This is a genomic window from Streptomyces canus, from assembly GCF_030816965.1.
In the GTDB taxonomy this organism is placed as follows: Bacteria; Actinomycetota; Actinomycetes; order Streptomycetales; family Streptomycetaceae; genus Streptomyces; species Streptomyces canus_E.
This window is the reverse complement of record NZ_JAUSYQ010000002.1, coordinates 7373172-7398328: the sequence shown is the minus strand read 5'-3', so window position 1 is coordinate 7398328 and position 25157 is coordinate 7373172. Positions and strand designations below refer to the sequence as shown.

13 protein-coding genes and 1 tRNA gene are annotated in these 25157 nt (G+C 69.8%); 4 read left to right on the top strand and 10 right to left on the bottom strand.

The window, feature by feature from the left end:
- Nucleotides 1-99: 99 nt before the first annotated feature.
- From QF027_RS35055 to QF027_RS35045, 3 genes are all read left to right on the top strand, one after another.
- Complete coding sequence (locus QF027_RS35055) at nt 100-5037, top strand: ATP-dependent helicase (RefSeq protein WP_307079136.1); 4938 nt, start codon at nt 100-102, stop codon at nt 5035-5037.
- 113 nt (nt 5038-5150) lie between these two features.
- Nucleotides 5151-6005, top strand: coding sequence for an Fpg/Nei family DNA glycosylase (locus QF027_RS35050; RefSeq protein WP_306975565.1), 855 nt, complete (start codon nt 5151-5153; stop codon nt 6003-6005).
- Between the two features lie 32 nt (nt 6006-6037).
- A complete protein-coding gene (locus QF027_RS35045) occupies nt 6038-6802 on the top strand; it encodes an SDR family NAD(P)-dependent oxidoreductase (protein WP_307079134.1) in 765 nt (254 codons plus the stop codon).
- Between the two features lie 470 nt (nt 6803-7272).
- Here QF027_RS35045 and QF027_RS35035 read toward each other — a convergent pair whose 3' ends face one another.
- The 8 genes from QF027_RS35035 to QF027_RS35000 all read right to left on the bottom strand — a co-directional run bounded on the left by QF027_RS35035 (nt 7273) and on the right by QF027_RS35000 (nt 21058).
- Nucleotides 7273-7653 (bottom strand): helix-turn-helix domain-containing protein, encoded by a 381-nt coding sequence (locus tag QF027_RS35035; RefSeq protein ID WP_266558798.1) that lies wholly within the window; start codon nt 7651-7653, stop codon nt 7273-7275.
- Nucleotides 7654-7762: 109 nt separating this feature from the next.
- Nucleotides 7763-8308, bottom strand: a complete 546-nt coding sequence (locus tag QF027_RS35030; protein ID WP_306975573.1) for a CinA family protein — start codon at nt 8306-8308, stop codon at nt 7763-7765.
- Nucleotides 8305-9144 carry a CDP-diacylglycerol--glycerol-3-phosphate 3-phosphatidyltransferase gene (gene pgsA, locus QF027_RS35025; protein ID WP_307079130.1) on the bottom strand — a complete coding sequence of 280 codons (840 nt, stop codon included), beginning with the start codon at nt 9142-9144 and terminating at the stop codon, nt 8305-8307. The genes QF027_RS35030 and pgsA overlap by 4 nt, the downstream gene beginning before the upstream one ends.
- Nucleotides 9141-10637 carry a 30S ribosomal protein S12 methylthiotransferase RimO gene (rimO, locus tag QF027_RS35020; RefSeq protein ID WP_307079127.1) on the bottom strand — a complete coding sequence of 499 codons (1497 nt, stop codon included), beginning with the start codon at nt 10635-10637 and terminating at the stop codon, nt 9141-9143. The genes pgsA and rimO overlap by 4 nt, the downstream gene beginning before the upstream one ends.
- 90 nt (nt 10638-10727) lie before the next feature.
- On the bottom strand, nt 10728-11570 hold the full coding sequence (locus QF027_RS35015) for a helix-turn-helix domain-containing protein (RefSeq protein WP_306975580.1): 843 nt from the start codon (nt 11568-11570) through the stop codon (nt 10728-10730).
- Between the two features lie 246 nt (nt 11571-11816).
- Nucleotides 11817-14540 carry a DNA translocase FtsK gene (locus QF027_RS35010; RefSeq protein WP_307079125.1) on the bottom strand — a complete coding sequence of 908 codons (2724 nt, stop codon included), beginning with the start codon at nt 14538-14540 and terminating at the stop codon, nt 11817-11819.
- A gap of 118 nt (nt 14541-14658) precedes the next feature.
- Nucleotides 14659-15342 (bottom strand): response regulator, encoded by a 684-nt coding sequence (locus QF027_RS35005; protein ID WP_306975584.1) that lies wholly within the window; start codon nt 15340-15342, stop codon nt 14659-14661.
- A gap of 244 nt (nt 15343-15586) precedes the next feature.
- Nucleotides 15587-21058, bottom strand: coding sequence for a HAMP domain-containing protein (locus tag QF027_RS35000; RefSeq protein WP_306975586.1), 5472 nt, complete (start codon nt 21056-21058; stop codon nt 15587-15589).
- A gap of 396 nt (nt 21059-21454) precedes the next feature.
- On the opposite strand from QF027_RS35000, the gene QF027_RS34995 reads away from it, so the two are divergent.
- Nucleotides 21455-24208 carry a SpoIIE family protein phosphatase gene (locus QF027_RS34995; protein ID WP_306975588.1) on the top strand — a complete coding sequence of 918 codons (2754 nt, stop codon included), beginning with the start codon at nt 21455-21457 and terminating at the stop codon, nt 24206-24208.
- 47 nt (nt 24209-24255) lie between these two features.
- Here the strand turns inward: QF027_RS34995 and QF027_RS34990 are convergent.
- Both QF027_RS34990 and QF027_RS34985 read right to left on the bottom strand, forming a co-directional pair.
- Nucleotides 24256-24331 (bottom strand) — tRNA-Thr (locus QF027_RS34990).
- A gap of 73 nt (nt 24332-24404) precedes the next feature.
- A complete protein-coding gene (locus QF027_RS34985) occupies nt 24405-25067 on the bottom strand; it encodes a DegT/DnrJ/EryC1/StrS family aminotransferase (RefSeq protein ID WP_307082604.1) in 663 nt (220 codons plus the stop codon).
- Nucleotides 25068-25157 lie beyond the last annotated feature (90 nt).

Sequence of the window (25157 nt, the reverse complement as noted above, 5' to 3'; positions counted from 1 at the left end):
TGTGCACACCCCCACCGGACCCGCAGGCATCCCCGCTCAACCGCCGGAGACATCCCGCAGGTCAGGGGCATTGTCAGTCCCCGGGTGCAGGATGGACGCATGGTCAGCCCAGCACACCGAGCCCTGAACGGCTTCTCGCCCGCCACCCGCGGCTGGTTCACGGGTGCGTTCGACGCGCCCACCACCGCCCAGGCCGGAGCATGGCAGGCCATCGCAGAGGGCTCGGACGTACTCGTCGTCGCCCCCACCGGCTCCGGCAAGACCCTGGCCGCCTTCCTCGCCGCCCTGGACCAGCTGGCCTCCACATCCCCACCCGCAGACCCCAGGAAGCGCTGCCGAGTCCTGTACGTCTCCCCCCTCAAGGCGCTCGCCGTCGACGTGGAGCGCAACCTCCGCAGCCCCCTCACCGGCATCCGCCAGGAATCCGTCCGCCTCGGCCTCCCCGAGCCCGAGGTCAAGGTCGGCATCCGCTCCGGCGACACCCCCGCAGCCGAGCGCCGAGCCCTCTCCACCCGCCCCCCGGACATCCTGATCACCACCCCGGAATCCCTGTTCCTGATGCTGACGTCGGCGACCCGTGACGCACTCACCGGCATCGAGACAGTGATCCTCGACGAGGTCCACGCCGTGGCCGGCACCAAGCGCGGGGCACACCTGGCCCTCTCCCTGGAGCGCCTGGACGAACTCCTCCCGAAGCCGGCCCGCCGCATCGGCCTCTCCGCCACGGTCCGCCCGGTGGACGAGATCGCCCGCTACCTCTCCCCCCAGCGCAAGGTGGAGATCGTTCAGCCGAAGTCCGGCAAGGAGTTCGACCTCTCGGTCGTGGTCCCGGTGGAAGACCTCGGCGAACTCGGCGGATCCCCGGTCGCCGAGGGCAACGAAGGCGCGGAACGTCCCTCCATCTGGCCCCACGTGGAAGAGCGCATCACCGACCTCGTCCAGTCCCACCGCTCCACGATCGTCTTCGCGAACTCCCGCCGTCTCGCGGAACGCCTCTGCAACCGCCTCAACGAGATCGCCTACGAGCGCGCCACCGGCGAGCCCCTGGACGAACACCACGCCCCGGCCGAACTCATGGGTGGTTCAGGCGCGGCCCAGGGCGCTCCCCAGGTCATCGCCCGCGCCCATCACGGCTCGGTCTCCAAGGAACAGCGCGCCCTGGTCGAGGAGGACCTCAAAGCGGGCCGCCTCCCCGCCGTGGTGGCCACCTCCAGCCTCGAACTCGGCATCGACATGGGCGCGGTGGACCTCGTCATCCAGGTCGAGTCACCTCCGTCCGTGGCCTCCGGCCTGCAACGCGTCGGCCGCGCCGGCCACCAGGTCGGCGCGATCTCCACCGGCGTGGTCTTCCCGAAGTACCGAGGCGACCTGGTCCAGGCAGCGGTCGTCACGGAACGCATGCGCACCGGCTCCATCGAGTCCCTCAAGGTCCCCGCCAACCCTTTGGACGTCCTCGCCCAGCAAATCGTCGCGATGACCGCGATGGACACCTGGCAGCTCGACGACCTCCTCGCCACGGTTCGAAGGGCGGCCCCGTTCGCCTCCCTCCCCGAGTCCGCCTTCACCGCGGTCCTCGACATGCTCGCCGGCCGCTACCCCTCCGACGCCTTCGCCGAACTGCGCCCGCGCGTGGTCTGGGACCGCATCGCCGGCACCATCACCGGCCGTCCCGGTGCCCAGCGCCTCGCCGTCACCTCCGGCGGCACCATTCCCGACCGTGGCCTCTTCGGCGTCTTCCTGGCCGGCTCCGACCCCAAGAAGGGCGGCGGAAGGGTCGGCGAACTCGACGAGGAGATGGTCTACGAGTCGCGCGTCGGTGACGTCTTCACGCTCGGTACCAGCTCCTGGCGCATCGAGGACATCACGCGCGACCGCGTCCTGGTCTCCCCCGCCCCCGGCGTCCCCGGCAGGCTCCCGTTCTGGAAGGGCGACCAGCTGGGCCGCCCCCTCGAACTGGGCCGCGCGGTGGGCGCGTTCCTCCGCGAGGTCGGCTCCCTGTCCAAGGAGGACGCCCGCCTGCGCCTCCTCGCCGCGGGCCTGGACACGTGGGCGGCGGACAACGTCCTGTCCTACCTGGACGAGCAGCGCGAGGCCTGCGGCCACGTCCCGGACGACCGCACCATCGTCGTGGAGCGTTTCCGCGACGAACTCGGTGACTGGCGGGTCGTCGTCCACTCCCCCTTCGGCGCCCAGGTCCACGCCCCCTGGGCCCTCGCCCTCGGCGCCAAGCTCTCCGAGCGCTACGGCATGGACGCCCAGGTCATGCACGCCGACGACGGCATCGTCCTACGGCTGCCCGACGCCGACCTGATGAGCCTGGACCTCCTCGACCGGGACCCCAACAGGAGCGGCACGGAGTACGACGCCGACCAGGCTCCGGTGGGCGCCGCGGATGTCGTCTTCGACAAGGGCGAGGTCGACCAGGTCGTCACCGACCAGGTCGGCGGCTCGGCTCTGTTCGCCTCCCGCTTCCGCGAGTGCGCCGCCCGCGCGCTCCTGCTGCCGCGCCGCAACCCCGGCAAGCGCACCCCCTTGTGGCAACAACGCCAGCGGGCCTCCCAACTGCTCCAGGTGGCGAGCGAGTTCGGTTCGTTCCCCATCGTCCTGGAGGCGGTTCGCGAATGCCTCCAGGACGTCTTCGACGTCCCCGGGCTCGTCGAGCTGATGGGCGACCTGGAGTCCCGCAGGGTCCGCCTGGTCGAAGTCACCACTCCCGAGCCCTCCCCCTTCGCCCGCTCCCTCCTGTTCGGCTACGTCGCCCAGTTCCTCTACGAAGGAGACTCGCCGCTCGCCGAGCGCCGCGCGGCGGCCCTGTCGCTGGACTCCCGTCTGCTGGCCGAGCTGCTCGGCCAGGCGGAGCTGCGCGAGCTGCTCGACGCCGAGGTGCTGACCGAGCTGGAGCGGGAGCTCCAGTGGCTCGCCGAGGACCGCCGGGTGAAGGACGCCGAGGGCGTCGCGGACATCCTGCGCGTCCTCGGCCCGCTCACGGACGCCGAGCTGGCCGAGCGGGGCGCCGAGCCGCAGTGGGCACAGGACCTCGCCGGATCCCGCCGCGCGATCAAGGTTCGTGTCGCCGGCGCCGACCACTGGGCGGCGATCGAGGACGCGGGCCGCCTGCGCGACGCCCTCGGCACCGCGCTGCCGGTCGGCGTCCCGGAGGCCTTCACCGAGCCGGTCAAGGACCCTCTCGGTGACCTCCTCGCGCGCTATGCCCGCACCCACGGCCCCTTCACCTCGGCGACGGTCGCCGCCCGCTTCGGGCTGGGCACGGCGGTCACCGAGGGCGCTCTGCAGGGCCTGGCCGCGAGCGGACGGGTCGTACAGGGCGAGTTCCACCCGGCGGGCATCGGCCAGGAGTGGTGCGACGCCACGGTGCTCCGCCGCCTTCGCCGCCGCTCCCTGGCGGCCCTGCGCCACGAACTCGAACCGGTGCCGCCACCGGCCCTCGCCCAGTTCCTGCCGCAGTGGCAGCACATCGGCAAGGGCCATTCCCTGCGCGGCATCGACGGACTGGTGCGTGCCGTCGAGCAGTTGCAGGGCGCGTCCGTGCCCGCGTCCGCCCTGGAGAAGCTCGTCCTGCCGTCACGCGTCACGAACTACACCCCGGCCATGCTCGACGAACTCACCGCCGCCGGAGAGATCGTGTGGGCCGGAACGGGCGCCCTGCCCGGAAAGGACGGCTGGGTCTCCCTGTACCTGGCGGACGCGGCCCCCCTCCTGTTGCCACCGCCCCACCCCCTGGAGCTGACGGCCCTGCACCAGTCCGTCCTGGACGCCCTCACCGGCGGCTACGGCCTGTTCTTCCGCCAGATCGCCGACCAGGTGCGCGCTACCACCCACCCCGACGCCACCGACCCCCAACTGGCCGACGCCCTATGGGACCTGGCCTGGTCCGGGCGGCTCACCAACGACACCCTCACCCCCATGCGCTCCCTCCTCGGCTCCGGCCGCACCGCCGGCTCCACCGCCCACCGCGCCAAACGCACGATCCCCCGCGGCCGCTACGGCTCCCTCACGGCCGCGGCCCGCCCCGCCTCCCGCACCGGCCCGCCGACCGTCGCCGGCCGCTGGTCCCTGCTCCCGCCACGCGAGGCCGATCCGACCGTGCGCGCCCACGCCCTGGCCCGCACTCTCCTCGACCGGCATGGAGTGGTCACCCGGGGAGCCGTCTCGGCGGAAGGCGTGGAGGGCGGCTTCTCGGCGACGTACCGCATCCTCTCCGCCTTCGAGGACAGCGGCCAGGCCCGCCGCGGCTACGTCGTGGAGGGCCTCGGCGCCGCCCAGTTCGCCATGGACGGCGCGGTCGACCGTCTCCGCGCGGTGTCCAACGCCCGCGACCGCGGGGAGCCGGTGCCGGCCAGCGGCACTCCCGACCTCTGGGGTTCCGGCTCGGTACCCGAGGCACCCCACGGCCCCGCGCAAGGCGACCCCGCGACCGAGGACTGGGACTGGACCCGCGCCTTCGACGACCCCGACGGCCCCGGGCCCGAGGCAGGCCCCGTCGCTTCAGGTTCCCCGTACCCAACTTCCCGCGACGAGTACATCTCACCGCGCGACTACCCACCCCAGCCCACCCTCCAGCACTGGCAAGCCACCCCCGGATACGGTTCCGGCTTCGGCAGTCGCAGGAACAACGCATCCGACGCCTCCCGAGCCGTGGTCCTCGCCGCCGCCGACCCCGCCAACGCCTACGGCGCCGCCCTGCCCTGGCCCGACCCCCCGACCGAGGCCGGCCACAAGCCGGGCCGCAAGGCGGGCTCCATCGTGGTCCTCGTGGACGGCGAGCTCACTCTCTATATGGAGCGCGGCGGCAAGACCCTCCTGGCCTGGCCCTCCACCCCCGACACCGCCCCCACCGACGACCCCCGCCTGCACACAGCCGCGGAGTCCCTCGCCGCGGCCGCCAAGGCCGGTTCCCTCGGCACGGTCACGGTGGAACGCATCAACGGCACCTCGGCCCTGACCTCCCCCCTGGGCGCCCTCCTGGAAACAGCGGGCTTCATCGCCACCCCTCGCGGCCTACGCCTGCGCGCATGAGGCCGCCTCCGGCCGCCGGGCCAGGGCCACCCGCCCCGCCCCCGCCGCCGAGCACGCCCCACAGGAGCCGCCCGCACCCTCCCATGCCCCCTCCCTCATGCCACCCTTGACCCATGCCCGAAGGAGACACGGTCTGGCAGTCCGCGAGACGCCTGCACAGCGCCCTCGCGGACAAGGTGCTGACCCGCAGCGACCTGAGGGTGCCGAAATACGCCACAGCCGACCTCACAGGCCGCCGAGTCCTCGACGTCACCCCACGCGGCAAGCATCTCCTCACCCGCATCGAGGGCGGCCTGACCCTCCACTCCCACCTCCGCATGGACGGCTCCTGGAAGGTGTACGCAGAAAACCAGCGCTGGACCGGCGGCCCCACCCACCAGATCCGCGCGATCCTTGCCAACGCCGACCGCACAGCCGTCGGCTACCGCCTCCCCGTCCTGGAACTCCTGCGCACCACAGACGAGCACAAAGCCGTCGGCCACCTCGGCCCCGACCTCCTGGGCCCGGACTGGAACCCCGAGGCGGCGCTGGCGAACCTTCTCCAGGACCCCGTCCGCCCCCTCGGCGAAGCCCTCCTCGACCAGCGCAATCTCGCCGGCATCGGCAACGTCTACAAGAGCGAACTCTGCTTCCTGCTCGGCGCCACCCCCTGGCTCCCCATCGGCGCCCTCCCCGCGGACCGCGCCGCTCAACTCCCCGCGCTCGCCAAGAAGCTCCTGGAGGCCAACCGCGACCGCCCGGTCCGCAGCACGACCGGCCGCCGCGGCCAGGACCTGTTCGTCTACGGCCGCGCACCCCGACCCTGCCTCCGCTGCCACACCCCCATCCGCGTCGCCGACCAGGGCGACGGCTCCCGCGAACGTCCCACATATTGGTGCCCGAACTGCCAGACCGGCCCCGCCCCGAGCCCCCACCGCAGGACACCGAGCGGAACACACCCCAGAACCTCACGCCGTACGACCAATTGACGCTCCGTCAGAAACGCTCGTACCGTCGCTCCATGGCCGTCAGCGCGTACGACCTCACCGGACGCACCGCATTCGTCACCGGCGCCGCGAGTGGCATCGGCCGTGCAACCGCCGTCCTGCTCGCCGAGGCGGGCGCCACCGTGCACTGCGCCGACCTCGACGCGTCGGGGCTGCACGAGACGGCGACCCTGATCAAGGACGGGGGCGGCACCGCCCGCACCCATCCCTTCGACGTCACCGACCGCGAACAGCTCCACCAGGCCATCACCTCCTGCGAGCGCCTCGACGTGCTGGCCGCGGTCGCCGGAATCATGCACAGCAGCCCGGTCCTGGAGACCAGGGACGAAGACCTCGACCGCGTCCTGAACGTCAACTTCAAGGGCGTGCTCCACGCCTGCCAGGAGGCGACCCGCCTGATGCTTGACCGGGAGACGAGAGGCAGCATCGTCACGATGGCCTCCGGCGCCGTGGACACGGGCGGACCCGGGCTGCTCTGCTACGGCGCGGCCAAAGCAGCCGTGGTACAGCTCACGAAGACCCTGGCCACCGAGGTCGGCCGCTACGGCATCCGGGTCAACGCGGTCGCGCCCGGCTGGATCCGCACTCCCATGACCGACCGCCACGACGAGGAAGCACAGGCGCACACCGAGGCACTCATGTCCCGCATGTCACCGCTCAGACGCGTCGGTGAACCGGAGGACATCGCCCACGCCGTGCTCTACCTGGCCTCCGACGCGTCGTCCTTCACGACGGGCCAGATCATCCGCCCGAACGGCGGGGTGGCGATGCCGTGGTAGCCGCACCCGCCCCACCGGGGTGCCCGGCCCCCACTGGTCTCCCCGCCCGCCACGCCTGACGCCATCGCCCGGCGCCCACGGCTCCCGCGGCCCGCCCCTTCGGCACACAGTGCACCGGCAGCAGGCTCAGGCCCCACCCACCCGCCGCGATCGCCCCTTCGAGCCCCCCGGCGTCCGGCGTCAGCACCAGCCGCGCCACGGCCCACCACCACAGCGCCCCGAGTCCGAGAGTCACCCCCCGGCGTACCGTCGGCCCCGACATGCAGCCACCTCCAGCCCGGACGCTAGACCGCCGCCGCACCCACAGGGAGGGCGCACCAAGGGCACACGGACGCACCGAAGCGGCCGTCGCTCCAACATGCACGAAAACCCCGACCGGCGCCTCTCCAGTCCCGCTGGAGAGGCCCGTCCGGGGCCTCGCAGACTTCCTCTCGGCGTGCCGTCAGCTCATGGCACACCAAGCGTGAGCATCACGCCGCTACGACGTCCACCGCTTCGCTGGGCGCCTTGATGGTCACCCGTTCCGGTGGCACACCCTTAACCGAGACGGAACCCAGCATCGGGCGCACCGCTGCCGGTACCGGCGCGCTGGGCGTGGCCGCAGCGGACTGGGCCAGCTCGGCGAGGGCGAGCTCGTCGCTCACTTCCCGCATGAGTTCGGACATCCGTACGTCCAGCGCGTCGCAGATCGCGGACAGCAGCTCGGAGGAAGCCTCCTTCTGCCCCCGCTCCACCTCGGAGAGATAGCCGAGTGAGACTCGGGCGGACGAGGAGACTTCGCGCAGAGTACGGCCCTGGCGTTGGCGCTGCCGACGCAGCACGTCACCCAGCAGGCGACGGAGCAGAATCATCGGTGGCTCCCTCCTCGGACCGCGTAGCCGCATCCTTCACGCCCCACCGTACCGCCTTGCGCCGCGGCCGTGCGGGGAGCGATGTCGTGTTCACTCAGGGCTGCAAACATCAAAACCCCCCGTTCCGTTCCGTATCCTGTGCCCGCTCATTCCCGGTCTGTTCGCCCGCAAGCTCCTCCAGGAGCAGTGCGAGTACGCTCCGTACACTCTCCATACGAATTTCCGCGCGGTCGCCGTTCAACCGCAGCGCGGTCACTTTCCCGCCACCCGCTGCGTCGGAAGCGCCCGCGGTGGGCCCGTCGACGGCCACGAAAACCGTTCCGACGGGCTTGCCGTCCTGCGGTTCCGGGCCCGCGACTCCGGTGGTCGCGATGCCCCAGTCGGCGCCGAGTGCCTTGCGCACTCCGGCCGCCATCTGGGCCGCGACCTGCGGATCCACTGCGCCTCGCTGGGACAGCAGGGTGGCGTCGACACCCAACAGCTCATGCTTCAGTTCGGTGGCATAGGCGGTCACCGACCCCCTGAACGCCTGGGACGCCCCGGGGGCCGCTGTGATTTCCGCCGCAACCAGTCCGCCGGTGAGCGACTCGGCGACCGCGAGCGTCTGACCCTTCACGGTGAGTAGTCGCACCACTTGGGCGGCCGGGGAATTCACGCTTCCGTCTCCTCCAACGCCGCCTTGCGCTCGGCGATTCCCTGCCTGCGCAGAACAATGGCCTGTCTCACATAGTCGAGCCCGGTCACAACGGTCAGCACGACCGCCACAGCCATCACCCAGAACCGCGCCGTGGCCAGCCACCCCGTGAGTGCCAGGATGTACATCCCTACGGCGATGCCCTGGCTGAGGGTCTTGAGCTTGCCGCCACGGCTCGCCGGGATCACGCCGTACCGGATGACGAGGAAACGCAGCAGGGTGATCCCGAGTTCCCTGCCGAGGATGACGATCGTGACCCACCACGGCAGGTCGCCGAGCCCGGAGAGACAGATCAGCGCCGCCCCCATGATCGCCTTGTCGGCGATGGGGTCGGCGATCTTCCCGAAGTCCGTGACGAGGTTGTAGGCGCGCGCCAGGTGTCCGTCGAACAGGTCGGTGATCATGGCGATCGCGAAGGCCGCCCAGGCGAACGAGCGCCACGCCGGGTCGTACCCGCCGTCGGCCAGCATCAGGGCGACGAAGCCCGGCACGAGGACCAGCCGGAGCATGGTCAGCAGATTGGCGACGTTCCAGACGCTGGCCTGGTTGACCGCCGCGGCCGCGATCTTCCCACCGCGCGCGGTCTTCGAACCGGAATCGACGCCTGCACCGGAAGCCACGCCGGCAACGACACCCGCCGCGGGGACGGCACTGGCGCGTACCTCGGCAGCCGTACCGGAGACCGCGTCCGACGAAGCGCTGGGAGCCACACCGGAGGCGGCACCCGAGACACGGCCCGCCGGTCCGCCCTTCGCGGCGGAGGGGCCACCCGCAGCGGACGCCGGAACTCCGGTCATCTGCCCGCCTCCTCACTACACGCGAGCGAGCCGTCGAGCGGCTCGGCCACCAGGTCGACACCTTCCGTACCGACCACCTTCGCCTCGACCATACGACCGACGCTCAGCCCTTCGCCGCTCGTGAGCAGCACCTGGCCGTCGGTCTCCGGCGCCTGGTGCGCGCCTCGGCCGTACACGCCCTCGTCGTCGACGGACTCGACCAGCACGTGCACGGTCTCGCCGACGCGCTCCTCGGCGCGCTGCGAGACGAGTTCTTCGGCAAGCCGGGAGACACGTGCCAGCCGCTCGGCGACGACGTCCTCGTCCAGCTTGTTCTCGTACGTCGCCGCTTCGGTGCCCTCCTCGTCGGAGTACCCGAAGACGCCGATGGCGTCCAGTCGCGCGCCGGTCAGGAACCGCTCCAGCTCCGCCAGGTGGGCCTCGGTCTCACCCGGGAAGCCCACGATGAAGTTGGAGCGCACACCGGCCTCGGGGGCCTTGCCGCGGATGGTGTCGAGCAGCTCCAGGAAGCGGTCGGTGTCGCCGAAGCGGCGCATCGCGCGCAGCACGTCGGGGGCGGAGTGCTGGAAGGACAGGTCGAAGTAGGGCACCACCTTGGGCGTGGACGTCAGCACGTCGATCAGGCCCGGCCGCATCTCGGCGGGCTGGAGGTAGCTGACACGTACGCGTTCCAGGCCGTCGACCTCGGCGAGCTCGGGCAGGAGCGACTCGAGGAGACGGATGTCGCCGAGGTCCTTGCCGTACGAGGTGTTGTTCTCGGAGACCAGCATGATCTCCTTGACCCCCTGCTCGGCCAGCCAGCGCGTCTCGTTGAGGACGTCCGAGGGGCGACGCGAGATGAAGGAGCCGCGGAAGGACGGGATGGCGCAGAAGGAGCAGCGCCGGTCGCAGCCGGAGGCGAGCTTCACCGAGGCCACCGGGGCGCCGTCCAGACGGCGGCGCAGGGGCGCACGGGGGCCGGAAGCCGGAGCGAGCCCCTCCGGGAGGTCGGCGGGAGCCGCCTCGGGGGCTTCCGCGGCCGGCCCGTGCCCGGGCAGCGCGACGGAGGCCGCCGACTCCTGCCGCTGGGCCGGGCTGATCGGCAGCAGCTTGCGCCGGTCACGCGGGGTGTGCGCGGCGTGGATGCCGCCGCTGAGGATCGTCTGCAGCCGGTCGGAGATGTCGGCGTAGTCGTCGAAGCCGAGCACCCCGTCCGCCTCCGGCAGCGCCTCGGCGAGGTCCTTGCCGTACCGCTCGGCCATGCAGCCCACCGCCACGACGGCCTGGGTTCTGCCGTGCCCCTTGAGATCGTTGGCCTCGAGGAGGGCGTCGACGGAGTCCTTCTTGGCGGCTTCGACGAAGCCGCAGGTGTTGACGACGGCGACGTCCGCGTCGGCGGCGTCCTTCACGAGATCCCAGCCGTCCGCCTCCAAACGGCCTGCGAGCTCCTCCGAGTCCACCTCGTTGCGGGCGCAGCCAAGAGTGACGAGTGCGACGGTACGGCGTTCAGGCATGGGCTCAAGACTACTTCGTCCCACTGACACCCCACGTCGACGGGGTTGGCCGATCTTGGCCAACCCCGTGACGGCAAAGCGAACGGATCACTATCCGACCTGCGGGTCGCCCTTCGTGTACGTCAGGCGCTCCACGGCCCCGGGCTGCCAGTCGTCGTCGATCTTCTTGCCGTTCACGTACAGCTGGATCGCCCCGGCGTCACCGAGGACGAGGTTGATCTTGTCGCTGTCCTGGAAGGTCTTCGTGTCGCCCTGCTTGAGCAGTCCGTCGAAGAGGGTCCGGCCATTGTGGTCCTTGGCGAGGATCCAGCTCTTTCCGTCGGCAGCGCTGACCTGAACGGTCACCTTGTCCTGGGGTGCCGCCGCGATGGCGCTGTCGGTCGGCGTGGGCGTCGGCTTCGGGTCCTTGGTGGTCTTGTCGGACTTGGGCGTCGGAGACTTGCTGGTGGCGGACGTGGTGCCGTCGGCGACCTGTGTCGTCCCGCCGTCGTCGCCGCCCTTGAACGCGGTGAACCCCACGAAGCCGACCACGGCGACGATCGCGGCGACCATGGCCGCGGTCCAGTTGGGCCCGCGGCGCTCGGGACGGATGCGTTCCGCCTCGAACAGCGGAGCGGCCGGGGTCGGGGCCGGACGCCCGCCGCCGTGATCGGCGGCGAACTGGTCCAGCAGCGGGGCCGGATCCAGGTGGACGGCTTTGGCCAGGGTCCGGATGTGGCCCCGGGCGTACACATCACCCCCGCAGGGGGCGAAATCGTCCGCCTCGATGGCATGCACGATGGCGATGCGGACCCTGGTGGCGTTGCTGACGTCGTCGACGGTCAACCCGGCCGCGATCCGCGCCTGTTTCAGGGCGTGGCCGACGGAGAGGCGGTCTTCCTGTCGGTCGTCTTCGAACGGACGCTCGTCTTCAGGGGAGTTGCCGATGGACACGGGGGCGCCTTTCGAGCGTTTAAGCCACCTGTGCTGGAGGTTCAGTCTAGGGGGGGTGCGAAAGGGTGGGGCAACCGGGCGGTGGGACTTTGTACGCCATCGGTATGGCCGGGCACGCCGATGGTGGAGCAGGAGCTTTTCGCTTCCCTCAACTTGACGTCCATCGAAGGGAAACGGTTGCTCAATGATCCCTTACGGGTGAGTCACAATCGAACATCGGTGGCCGCACCCGCTCCGGAACTCCCTTTAAGCCTCCCCGCGGATCACCGCGAGCACTCCGTCCAGTTCGTCAGCCTTCACAAGAACGTCACGAGCCTTGGATCCCTCGCTCGGCCCGACGATGCCCCGGGACTCCATGAGGTCCATCAGACGCCCCGCTTTCGCGAACCCGACCCGCAGCTTGCGCTGGAGCATGGAGGTCGACCCGAACTGTGTGGAGACGACCAGCTCGGCCGCCTGGCACAGCAGGTCGAGGTCGTCGCCGATCTCCTCGTCGATCTCCTTCTTCTGCTTGGTGCCCACGACGACGTCGTCCCGGAAGACCGGCGCCATCTGGTCCTTGCAGTGCTGGACGATCGCCGCGACCTCGTCCTCGGTCACGAAGGCGCCCTGCATACGGGTGGGCTTGTTGGCCCCCATCGGCAGGAAGAGCCCGTCACCCTTCCCGATCAGCTTCTCGGCGCCGGGCTGGTCGAGGATGACCCGCGAGTCGGCGAGCGAGGAGGTGGCGAAGGCGAGTCGTGAAGGCACGTTCGCCTTGATCAGACCGGTGACGACGTCCACCGACGGCCGCTGCGTGGCGAGCACCAGGTGGATGCCGGCCGCGCGTGCGAGCTGCGTGATCCGCACGATCGCGTCCTCGACGTCCCGCGGGGCGACCATCATCAGGTCGGCGAGCTCGTCGACGATCACCAGCAGATACGGGTAGGGCTGGAGCTCGCGCTCGCTGCCCTCGGGCAACTTGACCTTGCCGTTCCTGATGGCTTCGTTGAAGTCGTCGATGTGCCGGAAGCCGTACGCCGCCAGGTCGTCGTAGCGAAGGTCCATCTCCCGTACGACCCACTGGAGCGCTTCGGCGGCCCGCTTCGGGTTGGTGATGATCGGCGTGATCAGGTGCGGGATGCCCTCATAGGCCGTCAGCTCCACGCGTTTGGGGTCGACGAGGACCATGCGCACGTCCTCCGGGGTCGCGCGGACCATGATGGAAGTGATCAAGCAGTTAATGCACGACGACTTACCGGAACCGGTGGCTCCGGCGACCAGCACATGCGGCATCTTCGCCAGGTTGGCCATGACATAGCCACCCTCGACGTCCTTGCCGAGCGCGACCAGCATGGGGTGCTCGTCCTCGGCGGCCGCCGCGAGCCGCAGCACATCACCGAGGTTGACCATCTCGCGGTCGGTGTTCGGGATCTCGATGCCGACCGCCGACTTGCCGGGAATCGGGCTGATGATCCGCACATCCGGGCTGGCGACGGCGTACGCGATGTTCTTGGCCAGAGCGGTGATCCGCTCGACCTTCACGGCGGGGCCGAGCTCGACCTCGTAGCGCGTGACCGTCGGCCCGCGCGTGAAGCCGGTGACGGCGGCGTCGACCTTGAACTCCGTGAAGACGGTCGTCAGCGAGGCGACTATGGCGTCGTTGGCCGCGCTGCGCGCCTTGCCGGGGCCGCCGCGCTCCAGGAGGTCGAGCGAGGGCAGCGCGTAGGTGATGTCGCCGGACAGCTGGAGCTGCTCCGCGCGCGAGGGCAGTTCGCCGGGGGCCTCGGGAGCGGGCTTGGTGAGGTCGGCGACCTCGACCTTGAGCTTCTCCTGCTTCGGCCGCGCGTCCTGCTTGGGCCGCGCGGCCGGGACGGAGGTGGGTACCGGTGTCGTCTCCACCCGGTCGCCCACGCTGACGCCCTGGGTGAGGTCGGCGACCAGCGCCGAGGGCGGCAGGCCATGCATGACGACGCCGTCCAGATCCGCGGCGGCGGCCGCGGCGATGTCCACGGCGTCCATCCGCCGGTCCATCGCGGGCTGCGGCACCGCGGAGCGCCTGGGGCGCCCACGACGCTGCGAGAGGGCCTCCTGCTCCGCTCCGTCGGGGTCGTACGACTCGGGCGCTGGACCACGCCTGCGGCCGCGCGCGGGCAGTGCCTCGCGCCACTGCTCGTCGTAGCGCTCGTCGTCCTCGCCGAGCTCGTCCTCCGCCGGGTCGGGGAGGATCCCGAGCCGCACACCGAGCTCCCGCAGCCGCCGCGGGATGGCGTTGACCGGGGTGGCCGTGACGACGAGCAGCCCGAAGACCGTCAGCAGCACGAGCAGCGGCACGGCGAGAACCTCGCCCATGGTGTACGTCAGCGGGGTGGCCGCTCCCCAGCCGATGAGGCCGCCCGCGTCCCTTATCGCCTGCATGCCGTCGCTGCGGGCGGGCGCGCCGCAGGCGATGTGGACCTGGCCGAGCACGCCGATGACGAGCGCCGACAGGCCGATCACGATGCGGCCGTTGGCCTCGGGCTTCTCGGGGTGCCGGATGAACCGCACGGCGATGACCGCGAGCAGTATCGGCACGAGCAGGTCGAGCCGGCCGAAGGCGCCGGTCACGATGATCTCGACGAGGTCGCCCACCGGACCGCGGAGGTTCGACCAGGTACCGGCGGCGACGATCAGGCCGAGACCGAGCAGCAGGAGCGCCACGCCGTCCTTCCGGTGCGCGGGGTCGAGGTTCTTCGCGCCCTGCCCTATCCCGCGGAACACCGCGCCCACGGCATGGGCCAGGCCGAGCCAGACGGCCCGGACGAGACGGTAGACCCCCCCGGTGGGGCTGGGCGCCGGCTTCGGCGGCGCGGCCTTCTTCGCCGCGGCCTTCTTGGCGGGCGCCTTTTTTGCCGGTGCTTTCTTCGCCGCAGCCTTCCTCGCCGGACCCTTCGCGGGAGCGGCAGCCTTCTTGGCGGGCTGCTTCTTGGCTGCGGAGGGACGTGAGGCCATAGGTGCGAGGTTACCGGTGGAGACGACCGCGGACACGTGTGTCCACCGCTTCACCCGTTCGTGTCGCTCCTGGAGAGGTGCCGAACTGACGCGGGCTCAAGGGATGCGGCTGCGAGCGTCAGCTCTGCGAAGGCACCGACGGCGAACTCCCGGTGCCCGGCTCCAGCGCGTCCAGCGCCCGCCGCAACCCCGTGAGTTTGCGTTCGAGATGGGCCGCGGTGGCCACCGCGGCCGCGTCCGCGGACTCGTCGTCCAGTTGCTTGGAGAGCGCCTCGGCCTGCTCCTCGACCGCGGCCAGACGCGCGGACAACTCGGCGAGCAGACCCGCCGGCTCCTTCGCGTCCCCTGCCGCCGCCTTGCCTCCGCCGCCCTCCAACTGGAGCCGAAGCAGCGCCGCCTGCTCGCGCAGCTGGCAGTTCTTCATATAAAGCTCGACGAAGACCGAGACCTTCGCACGCAGCACCCACGGATCGAACGGCTTGGAGATGTAGTCCACCGCCCCGGCCGCGTACCCCCGGAACGTGTGGTGCGGACCGTGGTTGATCGCGGTGAGGAAGATGATCGGGATGTCCCGGGTCCGCTCCCGCCGTTTGATGTGCGCCGCGGTCTCGAAACCGTCCATGCCCGGCATCTGGACGTCCAGCAGAATCACCGCGAAGTCGTCCGTGAGCAGTGCCTTGAGTGCTTCCTCCCCGGACGATGCCCGCACCAGTGTCTGATCGAGCGCGGAGAGGATGGCCTCCAGCGCGAGCAGATTCTCCGGCCGGTCATCGACCAGGAGGATCTTGGCCTTCTGCACCATGGCCCGCCCTCCTCGCCCCGGATGTGCACCGGGCGCCGCCGCTGGGGACGACTCCCTTTCGCCGCCCGTCCTTGTGCCGGTCATCGTAGCCGCACCCTGTCTGTCGCCACACCCTGTCACCGTGATGTCACTGTGCTCATAGCAGAAACGTAGCGGGAGACCAGAAGGTTCCCCGAATCCCGTACTTCTACACGGCGTCGGGCACACTCAGTCAGCAACTCCGCGTGCCCTTCGCTGATTCCCATCACTCCCCCCGCATCCACTGTTCCATCACCGACAGCAGATGATCGGGATCGACCGGCTTGGTCACGTAGTCGGAGGCGCCCGACTCGATCGCCTTCTCGCGGTCGCCCTTCATCGCCTTGGCGGTCAGCGCGATGATCGGGAGCCCGGCGAACTGCGGCATCCGGCGGATCGCATTGGTCGTCGCGTACCCGTCCATCTCGGGCATCATGATGTCCATCAGGACGACCGCCACGTCCTCGTGCTGCTCCAGCACCTCGATACCCTCACGGCCGTTCTCCGCGTAGAGCACGGACAGTCCGTGCTGCTCGAGGACGCTGGTGAGCGCGAAGACGTTGCGGATGTCGTCGTCGACGATCAGCACCTTCTCGCCGCCGAACCGGATGCCCCGGCGTGGCTGCGGCGCGGCCTGGTGCTCCACCGCCGACCACTGGTCCGGCTGTCCGATCCGCTGTTCGAGGGCGGGCGCGGTCCTGCGACGGCGCCGGAAGAGCGCCGCGGCACCGTTCTGTGTCTCCTGGTACGACTTCACCTCGGCCGGCGTCTCGACCTCGACCCCGGTCCGCCCGTGCTCCGACGTGGACGCCACCAGATCGCCGGCCTCCAGGGCGGGCACGGACTGCTGGTAGCCCTGCGGCGGCAGTTCGCTGGGGTGCAGCGGCAAATACAGCGTGAACGTCGATCCGCGACCGGGCTCACTCTGCGCGTAAATCTCGCCGCCGAGCAGTTGCGCGATCTCCCGCGAGATCGACAGCCCGAGACCGGTGCCGCCGTACTTGCGGCTGGTCGTGCCGTCGGCCTGCTTGAAGGCCTCGAAGATCACCCGCATCTTGCTGGCCGCAATGCCGATCCCGGTGTCGGTCACCGAGAACGCGATCAGGTCGGCGCCCGGGTCGCGCAGCGAACCGGCCTCGAGCAGCTGCTCCCGGATCGCCACCGGTACGTCCCGCCCTGCGGGTCGGATGACCAGCTCGACGGCTCCGGAGTCGGTGAACTTCACCGCGTTGGACAGCAGGTTGCGCAACACCTGGAGCAGCCTCTGTTCATCGGTGTGCAGCGTGGCGGGCAGTTCGGGCGAGACCCGTACGGACAGGTCCAGGCCCTTCTCCGCGGTCAGCGGCCGGAAGGTGGCCTCCACATAGTCCACGAGCTGCACGAGCGCGATGCGCGTCGGGGAGACGTCCATCTTGCCCGCCTCGACCTTCGACAGGTCGAGGATGTCGTTGATCAGCTGCAGCAGGTCGGAGCCGGCCCCATGGATGGTCTCGGCGAACTCGACCTGCTTCGGGGTGAGGTTGGAGTCCGCGTTGTCGGCGAGCAGCTTGGCGAGGATCAACAGCGAGTTGAGCGGTGTACGCAGTTCGTGCGACATGTTGGCCAGGAACTCGCTCTTGTACCGCATGGACACGGCGAGCTGTTCGGCACGCTCCTCCAGGACCTGCCGCGCCTCCTCGATCTCGGTGTTCTTGACCTCGATGTCGCGGTTCTGCTGGGCCAGCAGCTCGGCCTTCTCCTCCAGTTCGGCGTTGGACGCCTGGAGGGCTTTCTGCCGGTTCTCCAACTCGGCCGAGCGCTCCCTGAGTTGCTCGGTCAGCTCCTGGGACTGCTTCAGCAGTACCTCCGTCTTGGTGTTGACGGAGATGGTGTTGACGCTGGTCGCGATCATCTCGGCGATCTGGTTGAGGAAGTCCTTCTGGATCTGCGTAAAGGGTGTGAAGGAGGCCAGCTCGATGACACCGAGCACCTTGCCCTCGAACAGCACCGGAAGGACGATCACTTGCGCGGGCGGCGCCTCTCCGAGACCGGAGGAGATCTTCAGGTAGCCGCTGGGCGCGTTCTCCACCAGGATCGTGCGTTTCTCCTCGGCGGCCGTCCCGATGAGCGCCTCACCCGGCCGGAAGGACGTCGGCATCGAGCCCATCGAGTAGCCGTACGACCCGAGCATCCGCAGCTCGTACTGGTCCTCGGCCTCGGCGCTCATGTCCTTGCCGTCCAGGAGCGGCATTGCGACGAAGAACGCGCCGTGCTGCGCGGTCACCACCGGCGTCAGCTCACTCATGATCAGCGAGGCCACGTCCTCGAGGTCCCGGCGGCCCTGCATGAGCGCCGAGATACGGGCCAGGTTGCCCTTGAGCCAGTCCTGCTCCTTGTTGGCGATCGTGGTGTCGCGCAGGTTGGCGATCATCTTGTTGATGTAGTCCTGAAGTTCCTGGATCTCGCCGGACGCGTCCACGTCGATCTTCAGGTTCAGGTCGCCTCGGGTCACCGCGGTCGCCACGCGCGCGATGGCTCGCACCTGCCGGGTAAGGTTTCCTGCCATTTCGTTCACGGACTCGGTGAGGTCGCGCCAGGTGCCGTCGACGTCACGCACGCGTGCCTGGCCGCCGAGCTGACCCTCGGTACCCACCTCGCGGGCGACTCGGGTGACCTCCTCGGCGAAGGAGGACAGCTGGTCGACCATGGTGTTGATGGTGGTCTTGAGTTCGAGGATCTCACCGCGGGCGTCGATGTCGATCTTCTTCGTCAGGTCGCCCTTGGCGATGGCCGTGGTCACCATGGCGATGTTCCGCACCTGACCGGTCAGGTTGGACGCCATCTGGTTCACGGACTCGGTGAGGTCCTTCCAGGTACCGGCCACACCGGGCACCCGCGCCTGGCCGCCCAGGATGCCGTCCGTGCCCACCTCTCGGGCCACCTTGGTGACCTGGTCGGCGAACGAACTCAGCGTCTTCACCATGGTGTTGAAGGTGTCGGCGAGCTGCGCGACCTCGCCGCGCGCCTCGATCGTCACCGTCCGCGTGAGGTCGCCGTTGGCGACCGCGTTCGCGACCTGGGAGATATTGCGCACCTGCATGGTCAGGTTGTTGGCCATCAGGTTCACGTTGTCGCTGAGGTCCTTCCAGATGCCCGTGACACCCGGAACCCGCGCCTGACCGCCCAGCTGGCCCTCGGTGCCCACCTCACGGGCCACCCGGGTCACCTGCTCGGCGAAGGACGACAGCTGGTCGACCATCGTGTTGACGGTGGTGACGAGTTCCAGGATCTCGCCCTTGGCGTCGACGGTGATCTTCTTCGAGAGGTCGCCCTTGGCCACCGCAGTGGTGACCTCGGCGATGTTGCGCACCTGGATCGTCAGGTTGTTCGCCATGAAGTTCACGGACTGCGTGAGGTCCTTCCAGGTGCCGGAGACACCCTGTACCTCGGCCTGGCCGCCGAGGATGCCCTCGGTGCCCACCTCACGGGCCACCCGCGTCACCTGGTCGGCGAAGCTGGAGAGCTGGTCCACCATCGTGTTGAGGGTGTTCTTCAGCTCCAGGATCTCGCCGCGCGCATCGACGTCGATCTTCTGCGACAGGTCACCCCGGGCCACCGCGGTGGCCACCTGGGCGATGTTGCGCACCTGGGCAGTAAGGTTTCCTGCCATTCCGTTCACGGAGTCGGTGAGGTCGCGCCACACACCGGCGACGCCGGGCACCTGCGCCTGGCCTCCGAGACGTCCTTCGGTGCCCACCTCACGGGCCACCCGCGTCACCTGGTCGGCGAAGGCGGAGAGCTGGTCCACCATCGTGTTGATGGTGTTCTTCAGCTCCAGGATCTCGCCGCGCGCGTCCACGTCGATCTTCTGCGACAGGTCACCCCGGGCCACCGCGGTCGTCACCTGGGCGATCTGCCGCACCTGAGAGGTGAGGTTGCCACCCATGAAGTTGACGGAGTCGGTGAGCTCCTTCCACGTACCGGACACCCCCGGCACCACGGCCTGACCGCCCAGCCGTCCCTCGGTGCCCACGTCCCGGGCCATCCGCGTCACCTGGTCGGCGAAGGCCGACAGCTGGTCCACCATCGTGTTCACGGTGTTCTTCAGCTGGAGCATCTCGCCGGAGACGTCCACGGTGACCTTCTGCGACAGGTCACCGTTGGCCACCGCCGTGGTCACCTGGGCGATGTTCCTCACCTGTCCGGTGAGATTCCTGAACGCCGTGTTGACGGAGTCGGTGAGGTCCTTCCAGGTACCGGCGGCTCCGGGCACCTGCGCCTGGCCGCCCAGCTCACCCTCGACACCGATCTCGCGCGCCACACGCGTGACCTCGGCACCGAACGCCGACAGCTGGTCCACCATCCCGTTGACGGTGTTCTTGAGCTCCAGCATCTCGCCGGCCACGTCGACGGTGACCTTCTGCGACAGGTCACCGTTGGCCACCGCCGTCGTCACCGCGGCGATGTCCCGCACCTGCGTGGTGAGGTTCCGGAAGACCGTGTTCACCGAATCGGTGAGGTCCTTCCACGTTCCCGCCGCGCCCGGCACGTTCGCCTGCCCGCCGAGCTGTCCCTCGGCACCGACCTCGTTGGCCACGCGGGTGACCTCGTCCGCGAAGATCCGCAGCGTCTCGGTCATCTGGTTGATGGTGTCGGCCAGCTGCGCGACCTCTCCGCGTGCGGAGACCGTCACCTTCTGCGACAGGTCACCGCTGGCGACCGCCGTGGTCACCTGGGCGATCCCGCGCACCTGAGCCGTCAGATTGCCGGCCATGAGGTTCACCGAATCGGTGAGGTCCTTCCACACCCCGGCCACACCCGGTACCTGCGCCTGGCCGCCGAGCTCGCCCTCGACGCCCACCTCGCGCGCGACGCGGGTCACCTCGGAGGAGAAGGAGGAGAGCTGGTCCACCATCGTGTTGACGGTGTTCTTCAGCTCCAACATCTCGCCGGCCACGTGAACCGTGACCTTCCGGGACAGATCACCCTTGGCGACCGCCGTGGTCACCAGCGCGATGTCCCGCACCTGGGCCGTGAGCCGGTACGCCATCGTGTTGACGGACTCGGTCAGGTCCTTCCACGAACCCGACATGCCACGCACGCGTGCCTGTCCGCCGAGCTTGCCCTCGGTGCCGACCTCGCTGGCCACCCGCGTGACCTCGTCGGTGAACGTCGACAACTGATCGACAAGGTTGTTTACAGTCCGCCCGACCTTCAGGAACTCCCCGCGCAGCGGATGCCCTGTCCCGTCCGGTGCCTGTGTCCTGAGTTCCATACGGGGTGACAGATCACCCTCCGCCACCGCGGACAGCACCCGGCCGACCTCGGAGACGGGCCGTACGAGATCGTCCACGAGCGCGTTGGAGGCATCGATGGCGGACGCCCAGGAGCCCTCGCAGGCGCCCGTTTCCAGCCTTTCCGTGAGCTTGCCCTCTCGGCCCACCATGCGCCGCACCCGCGACAGCTCACCCGTCAGATGGAGATTGCGGTCGGCCACCTCGTTGAAGACCGCCGCGATCTCCGACATCACGCCATCGCCGGACACCGTGAGCCGCTTGCGGAAGTTCCCGTCCCGCATCGACACCAGTGCCGCCAGCAGCCGGTTCAGGGCGGCCGTGTCCACCACGGTGGTCCCATTGCGCGGTTTGCGCTGGTTGCTCGGGGACTGTCCGCCTTTCGCGCGCGTTTTAGTGCCCCGCGTCGCTGCGCCAGACTCCACTGTGTCCCTCCCGCAGGGGTCGACCGTTACTGCTGTGCTCAGGTGCTACTGCGCGGCGCACCGGTGGCTGCCGCGTGCTTCTGCTTACTACAGCGTTATTTCAACCGGGCATACAAAGCCGCACCACGGGCTGCTGCCCGCCGTACACGTAAGCCACTCGGCCTGCCCGAATCTTCTTCAGGAGCCTGCCCAGTGTTTCACCCTGGTTGAACCCGGCCATAACAGTTCGGCAGCTTCGCACATCGTCCGCACACCCTCCGGACGGAAACACTGCAGACCGGCATCCGCATGGCCGTCGAAGGTAAGTAACCTTGCATGCGGCTGTCCAGCCGAGCCGGTCCGTCCGGCCTGGACGGTGGCACGAGCACAAGCGGGCATCGGAGGGCGGCCGCACACATGACCACCGGACTGGTCCCCGGGGGACAGACCCCGGACCCCCGGCCGACGGGCGGCCTGCCGCAGCAGCGGCACGAGCCGGTCGGCCAGGCAGCCCTGCACGTCGACAACCGGCCGAGGAGTTCTGTGATCACCGCGCGCGCGGCCGCCAGCTTCGAGCCTGTCGGTCGATCGGTAGCGACCGCCCGCTCCTTCGTCCGCGACACCCTCCAGGGATGGGGCTTCTCCGACATCGTCGACGACGCCGTGGTCCTCACCAGCGAACTCGTCACCAATGCCGTGGTGCACGCGGGCACCTCCGCGGATGTTCTGTGCCTGCGCAGTGACGACGGTGTACGGATCGAGGTGGGCGACCGCTACCCCGAGCGCGAGATCCCCCTCCAGGGTCAGGCCGTCAACATGGGCAACCTCGACCGCGAGGGCGGCCGCGGCCTCCAGCTCTGCGCCGCGCTCGCCGACCGGTGGGGCGTCGAGTACACGCCCACCCACAAGCAGGTCTGGTTCCAGCTCGATCTGCCCGAACGCACGGTGGGCACCCGCACGGCAGGCCCGTCCCTGCCCGCGGACCTCCTCCCGCTGGCGGACGGCCGCGTCCGCGTCGCCGTCGTCCAGATCGACCGTGCGTGCGCCATCAGCTCGTGGAACGAGGACGCCGAGGAACTCTTCGGTTACGCCGCCGAACAGGTCATCGGCAAGCCCCTGACCGACCTCGCGGCCTGGCCGCACACCCCCGGCACCAGCACCGGAATCGCGGAGGCCCTCCAGCTCTCACGCTGGGAGGGCAGTTACGGCATCAGGGCGGCCAACGGTCGCGTCACTTCTGTCTACGCCTCCCACCTGCGTGTCCGCGACACCGGCGGCGAACCCTCCACGGTCTGCCTCCTGGTGCGCGACCACGAACGCGCCGTCCTGCAGACCCCGTTGCGCGTGCCCGCCTCCGACTCGAACGCCTCCTCCGACGGCCAGAGCACCGATCCCTTCGAGGTGTTCATCGGCTCCCCGGCCCCGGACGACCTCGACGGCCTCCTCCAGCGCACTGTCGAACGCGCGCGCGACATGCTCGACGGCGACTCCGCCTTCCTGCTCCTCGCGACCGACGACGAGACCGAGCTGGAGGTCCGCGCCTCCACCGGCCTGCCCTCCGCCCGCCAGCGCTTCGCGCGCGTGCCCGTCGAGGCGGGCCCCGGCCGCTACGGCTCCGCCCGCATGCCGGCCGTCCACGACGACCTCCACGCCGTACCCGGCGCCGTACCGCTCCTGAACGGCACCGGCATGCGCTCGGTGGTCACGGTCCCGCTGAAGGTCGAGGGCCGCCTCACCGGCTCCCTCGGCGTGGCCGCCGAAGGCCCCGGCAGATACTCGAACGAAGAGGCCCTTCGCCTCCAATTCGCCGCCGACCGCATCGCGTTGGCGGTCGAGTCGGCCCGCCTGGGCGAACTCGAACGCCTGCGCCGCGGCTCCCTGAGTTTCCTCGTCGAGGCCTCCGACCTCCTCGCCGGCACCCTGGACCGCGACCAGACCCTGGCCCTCATGGCCCAGATGACCGTCCCCACCCTGGCCACCTGGTGTGCCGTCTACACGATCGCCGACCAGGCCTCGGATCCCTATCTGTCGTACGTCCTCCACGAGGACGAGGAACTCATCGACGGCATCAAGTCGTTGCTGTCGAAGATCCAACCCCCGGACCCGGTCCCGACCCCCGGTGCCCGCGTCTGGTCGGCCCCCGGTGAGGCAGCGCACCAAGCGGCTCTGCGCAGCTCCATGCGCAGCCTCGGACTCAGCGGCGGCCCCACCCGCCAGATCGCCTCCGGAATCGGTCCCACGCTCGCCACAGCCTCCGCGGTGGGCGGCGAGACCGTCGTCCTCCCGCTGGTCGCCCGCAACCGCGTCATCGGCATGCTGACCCTCGGCAAGCCCGCGGACGAACACTTCCGCCAGGAAATCCTGGAACTGGCCGAGGACTTGTCCCGCCGGGCCGCCCTCGCCCTGGACAACGCCCGCCTCTACTCCGAGCGCACCGCCATCAGTCAGTCCCTCCAGCGCAGCCTCCTGCCGCCCGAGCTTCCCGAGATCGACGGCGTGGAGGTCGAGGTCATCTACCGCGCGGCCGGCGAGGGCAACGAGGTCGGTGGCGACTTCTACGACGTCTTCCCCATCAGCGACGGCGCCTACGGGTTCGCCATCGGCGACGTCTGCGGTACAGGCCCGAACGCGGCGGCGGTCACGGGCCTCGCCCGGCACGCCCTCAGGCTGCTCGCTCGCGAGGGCCTCAGCGGCCCGGCGGTCCTGGAGCGCCTGAACTCCGCGATCCTCGACGAGGGCGCCCGCAGTCGCTTCCTGACCCTCCTCTACGGCGAGCTATGGCCGCAGGAGGACGGCAGCGCCCGCCTGAAGGTCGTCTGCGCCGGCCACCCCCTCCCGCTCCGCCTGCGCCAGGACGGCACCGTCGAACCGGCCGCCGAACCCCAGCCGCTTCTCGGCGTCATGGAGGACCTGGAGCTCTACGAGCAGACGGTCACGCTCGACCCGGGCGATGTCCTCCTCTGCGTCACGGACGGCGTCACCGAGCGACGCGAAGGCACCCGCATGCTGGGCGATGACGGCCTCGCCGATGTCCTCACCACCTGCACGGGCCTGACGGCCGGAGCGGTCGCGGCCCGCATTATGCGCGCAGTCGAGCGCTTCGCCTCCGACGCCCCGTCCGACGACATGGCGATCCTGGCGATGCGCGTTCCGGGCCTGCACACGGACTGAGAAAAGGCACGAAAAAGGCCCCGCCCGAATGGGCGGGGCCTTTTGACTGGAGCCCCCAAACGGAATCGAACCGTTGACCTTCTCCTTACCATGGAGACGCTCTACCGACTGAGCTATAGGGGCCTGTCGCTTTTGAGGTTCCCCTCGCGGCAACGGAATAGATCATACCCCCAACAGACCCGTGCTCCCAACTCGCTCAGAAGGCAGGCTGAAGCAGTCCCCCGAGCGCATTGCACGCGGCCACGACCCGCTGCATGTCCCGCTTGGTCAGCGAAGCGTCCACCGGCAGCGCGAGCGTCTCGTCGGCCGCCCGCTCGGTCTCCGGCAGCGACACACAACGCCGGAACTCGGGCAACCGGTGCACGGGTGTCTTCACCGGTACCCGGCAGTCAACCCCCTTGCCCCGCAGGGCCCGAGCGAACGCGTCCCGGTCCGGCCGCCCGTTACCGGGCACCCGCACCACGTACTGCTGATACGTGTGCCCGTCTCCGCCATCGGGCGTGCGCACCCCGCGCAACTTCCCGTCGAGGTAGCAGGCCCGCTCCCGACGCTGAGCGACCTCGTCGTACGGCGCCTCGGACTCGCCCTCCTGCAGCACCAGCAGCCCGCGCCGCTGCCCGAGCCCGAGCAACCGCGCCATGTCGGCCGGTCGCCCGAATCGGTGTACGACAACGACGGCCGCCGTCCGCGGAGTTACCGCCGCTTCGACAGCGGAGGCGTCAAGGCAGTAGCTGACCGGATGTATGTCCGCGAACACCGGAAACGCACCCGTGAGTGTCACCGCCTCGGCGACCTCGACGTTCCCGAAGGCCGGCACGACGACCTCGTCACCGACTCCGACGCCGGCGGCCCTGAGCATTGCAGCAGTACTCATGCCTCGGATGGTGGTTGCGCAACGTGAACTTCAAGTGACGCACAACAAAAAAGGGTTGGACCCCGAACCGAAGTT

What these genes read in the sequence shown, in the direction of transcription:
- QF027_RS35055 (WP_307079136.1), top strand. Translation starts at nt 100, where the DNA reads ATGGTCAGCCCAGCACACCGAGCCCTGAACGGCTTCTCGCCCGCCACC.
- QF027_RS35050 (WP_306975565.1), top strand. Translation starts at nt 5,151, where the DNA reads ATGCCCGAAGGAGACACGGTCTGGCAGTCCGCGAGACGCCTGCACAGC.
- QF027_RS35045 (WP_307079134.1), top strand. Translation starts at nt 6,038, where the DNA reads ATGGCCGTCAGCGCGTACGACCTCACCGGACGCACCGCATTCGTCACC.
- QF027_RS35035 (WP_266558798.1), bottom strand. Translation starts at nt 7,653, where the DNA reads ATGATTCTGCTCCGTCGCCTGCTGGGTGACGTGCTGCGTCGGCAGCGC.
- pgsA (WP_307079130.1), bottom strand. Translation starts at nt 9,144, where the DNA reads ATGACCGGAGTTCCGGCGTCCGCTGCGGGTGGCCCCTCCGCCGCGAAG.
- rimO (WP_307079127.1), bottom strand. Translation starts at nt 10,637, where the DNA reads ATGCCTGAACGCCGTACCGTCGCACTCGTCACTCTTGGCTGCGCCCGC.
- QF027_RS35010 (WP_307079125.1), bottom strand. Translation starts at nt 14,540, where the DNA reads ATGGCCTCACGTCCCTCCGCAGCCAAGAAGCAGCCCGCCAAGAAGGCT.
- QF027_RS35005 (WP_306975584.1), bottom strand. Translation starts at nt 15,342, where the DNA reads ATGGTGCAGAAGGCCAAGATCCTCCTGGTCGATGACCGGCCGGAGAAT.
- QF027_RS34995 (WP_306975588.1), top strand. Translation starts at nt 21,455, where the DNA reads ATGACCACCGGACTGGTCCCCGGGGGACAGACCCCGGACCCCCGGCCG.
- QF027_RS34985 (WP_307082604.1), bottom strand. Translation starts at nt 25,067, where the DNA reads ATGCTCAGGGCCGCCGGCGTCGGAGTCGGTGACGAGGTCGTCGTGCCG.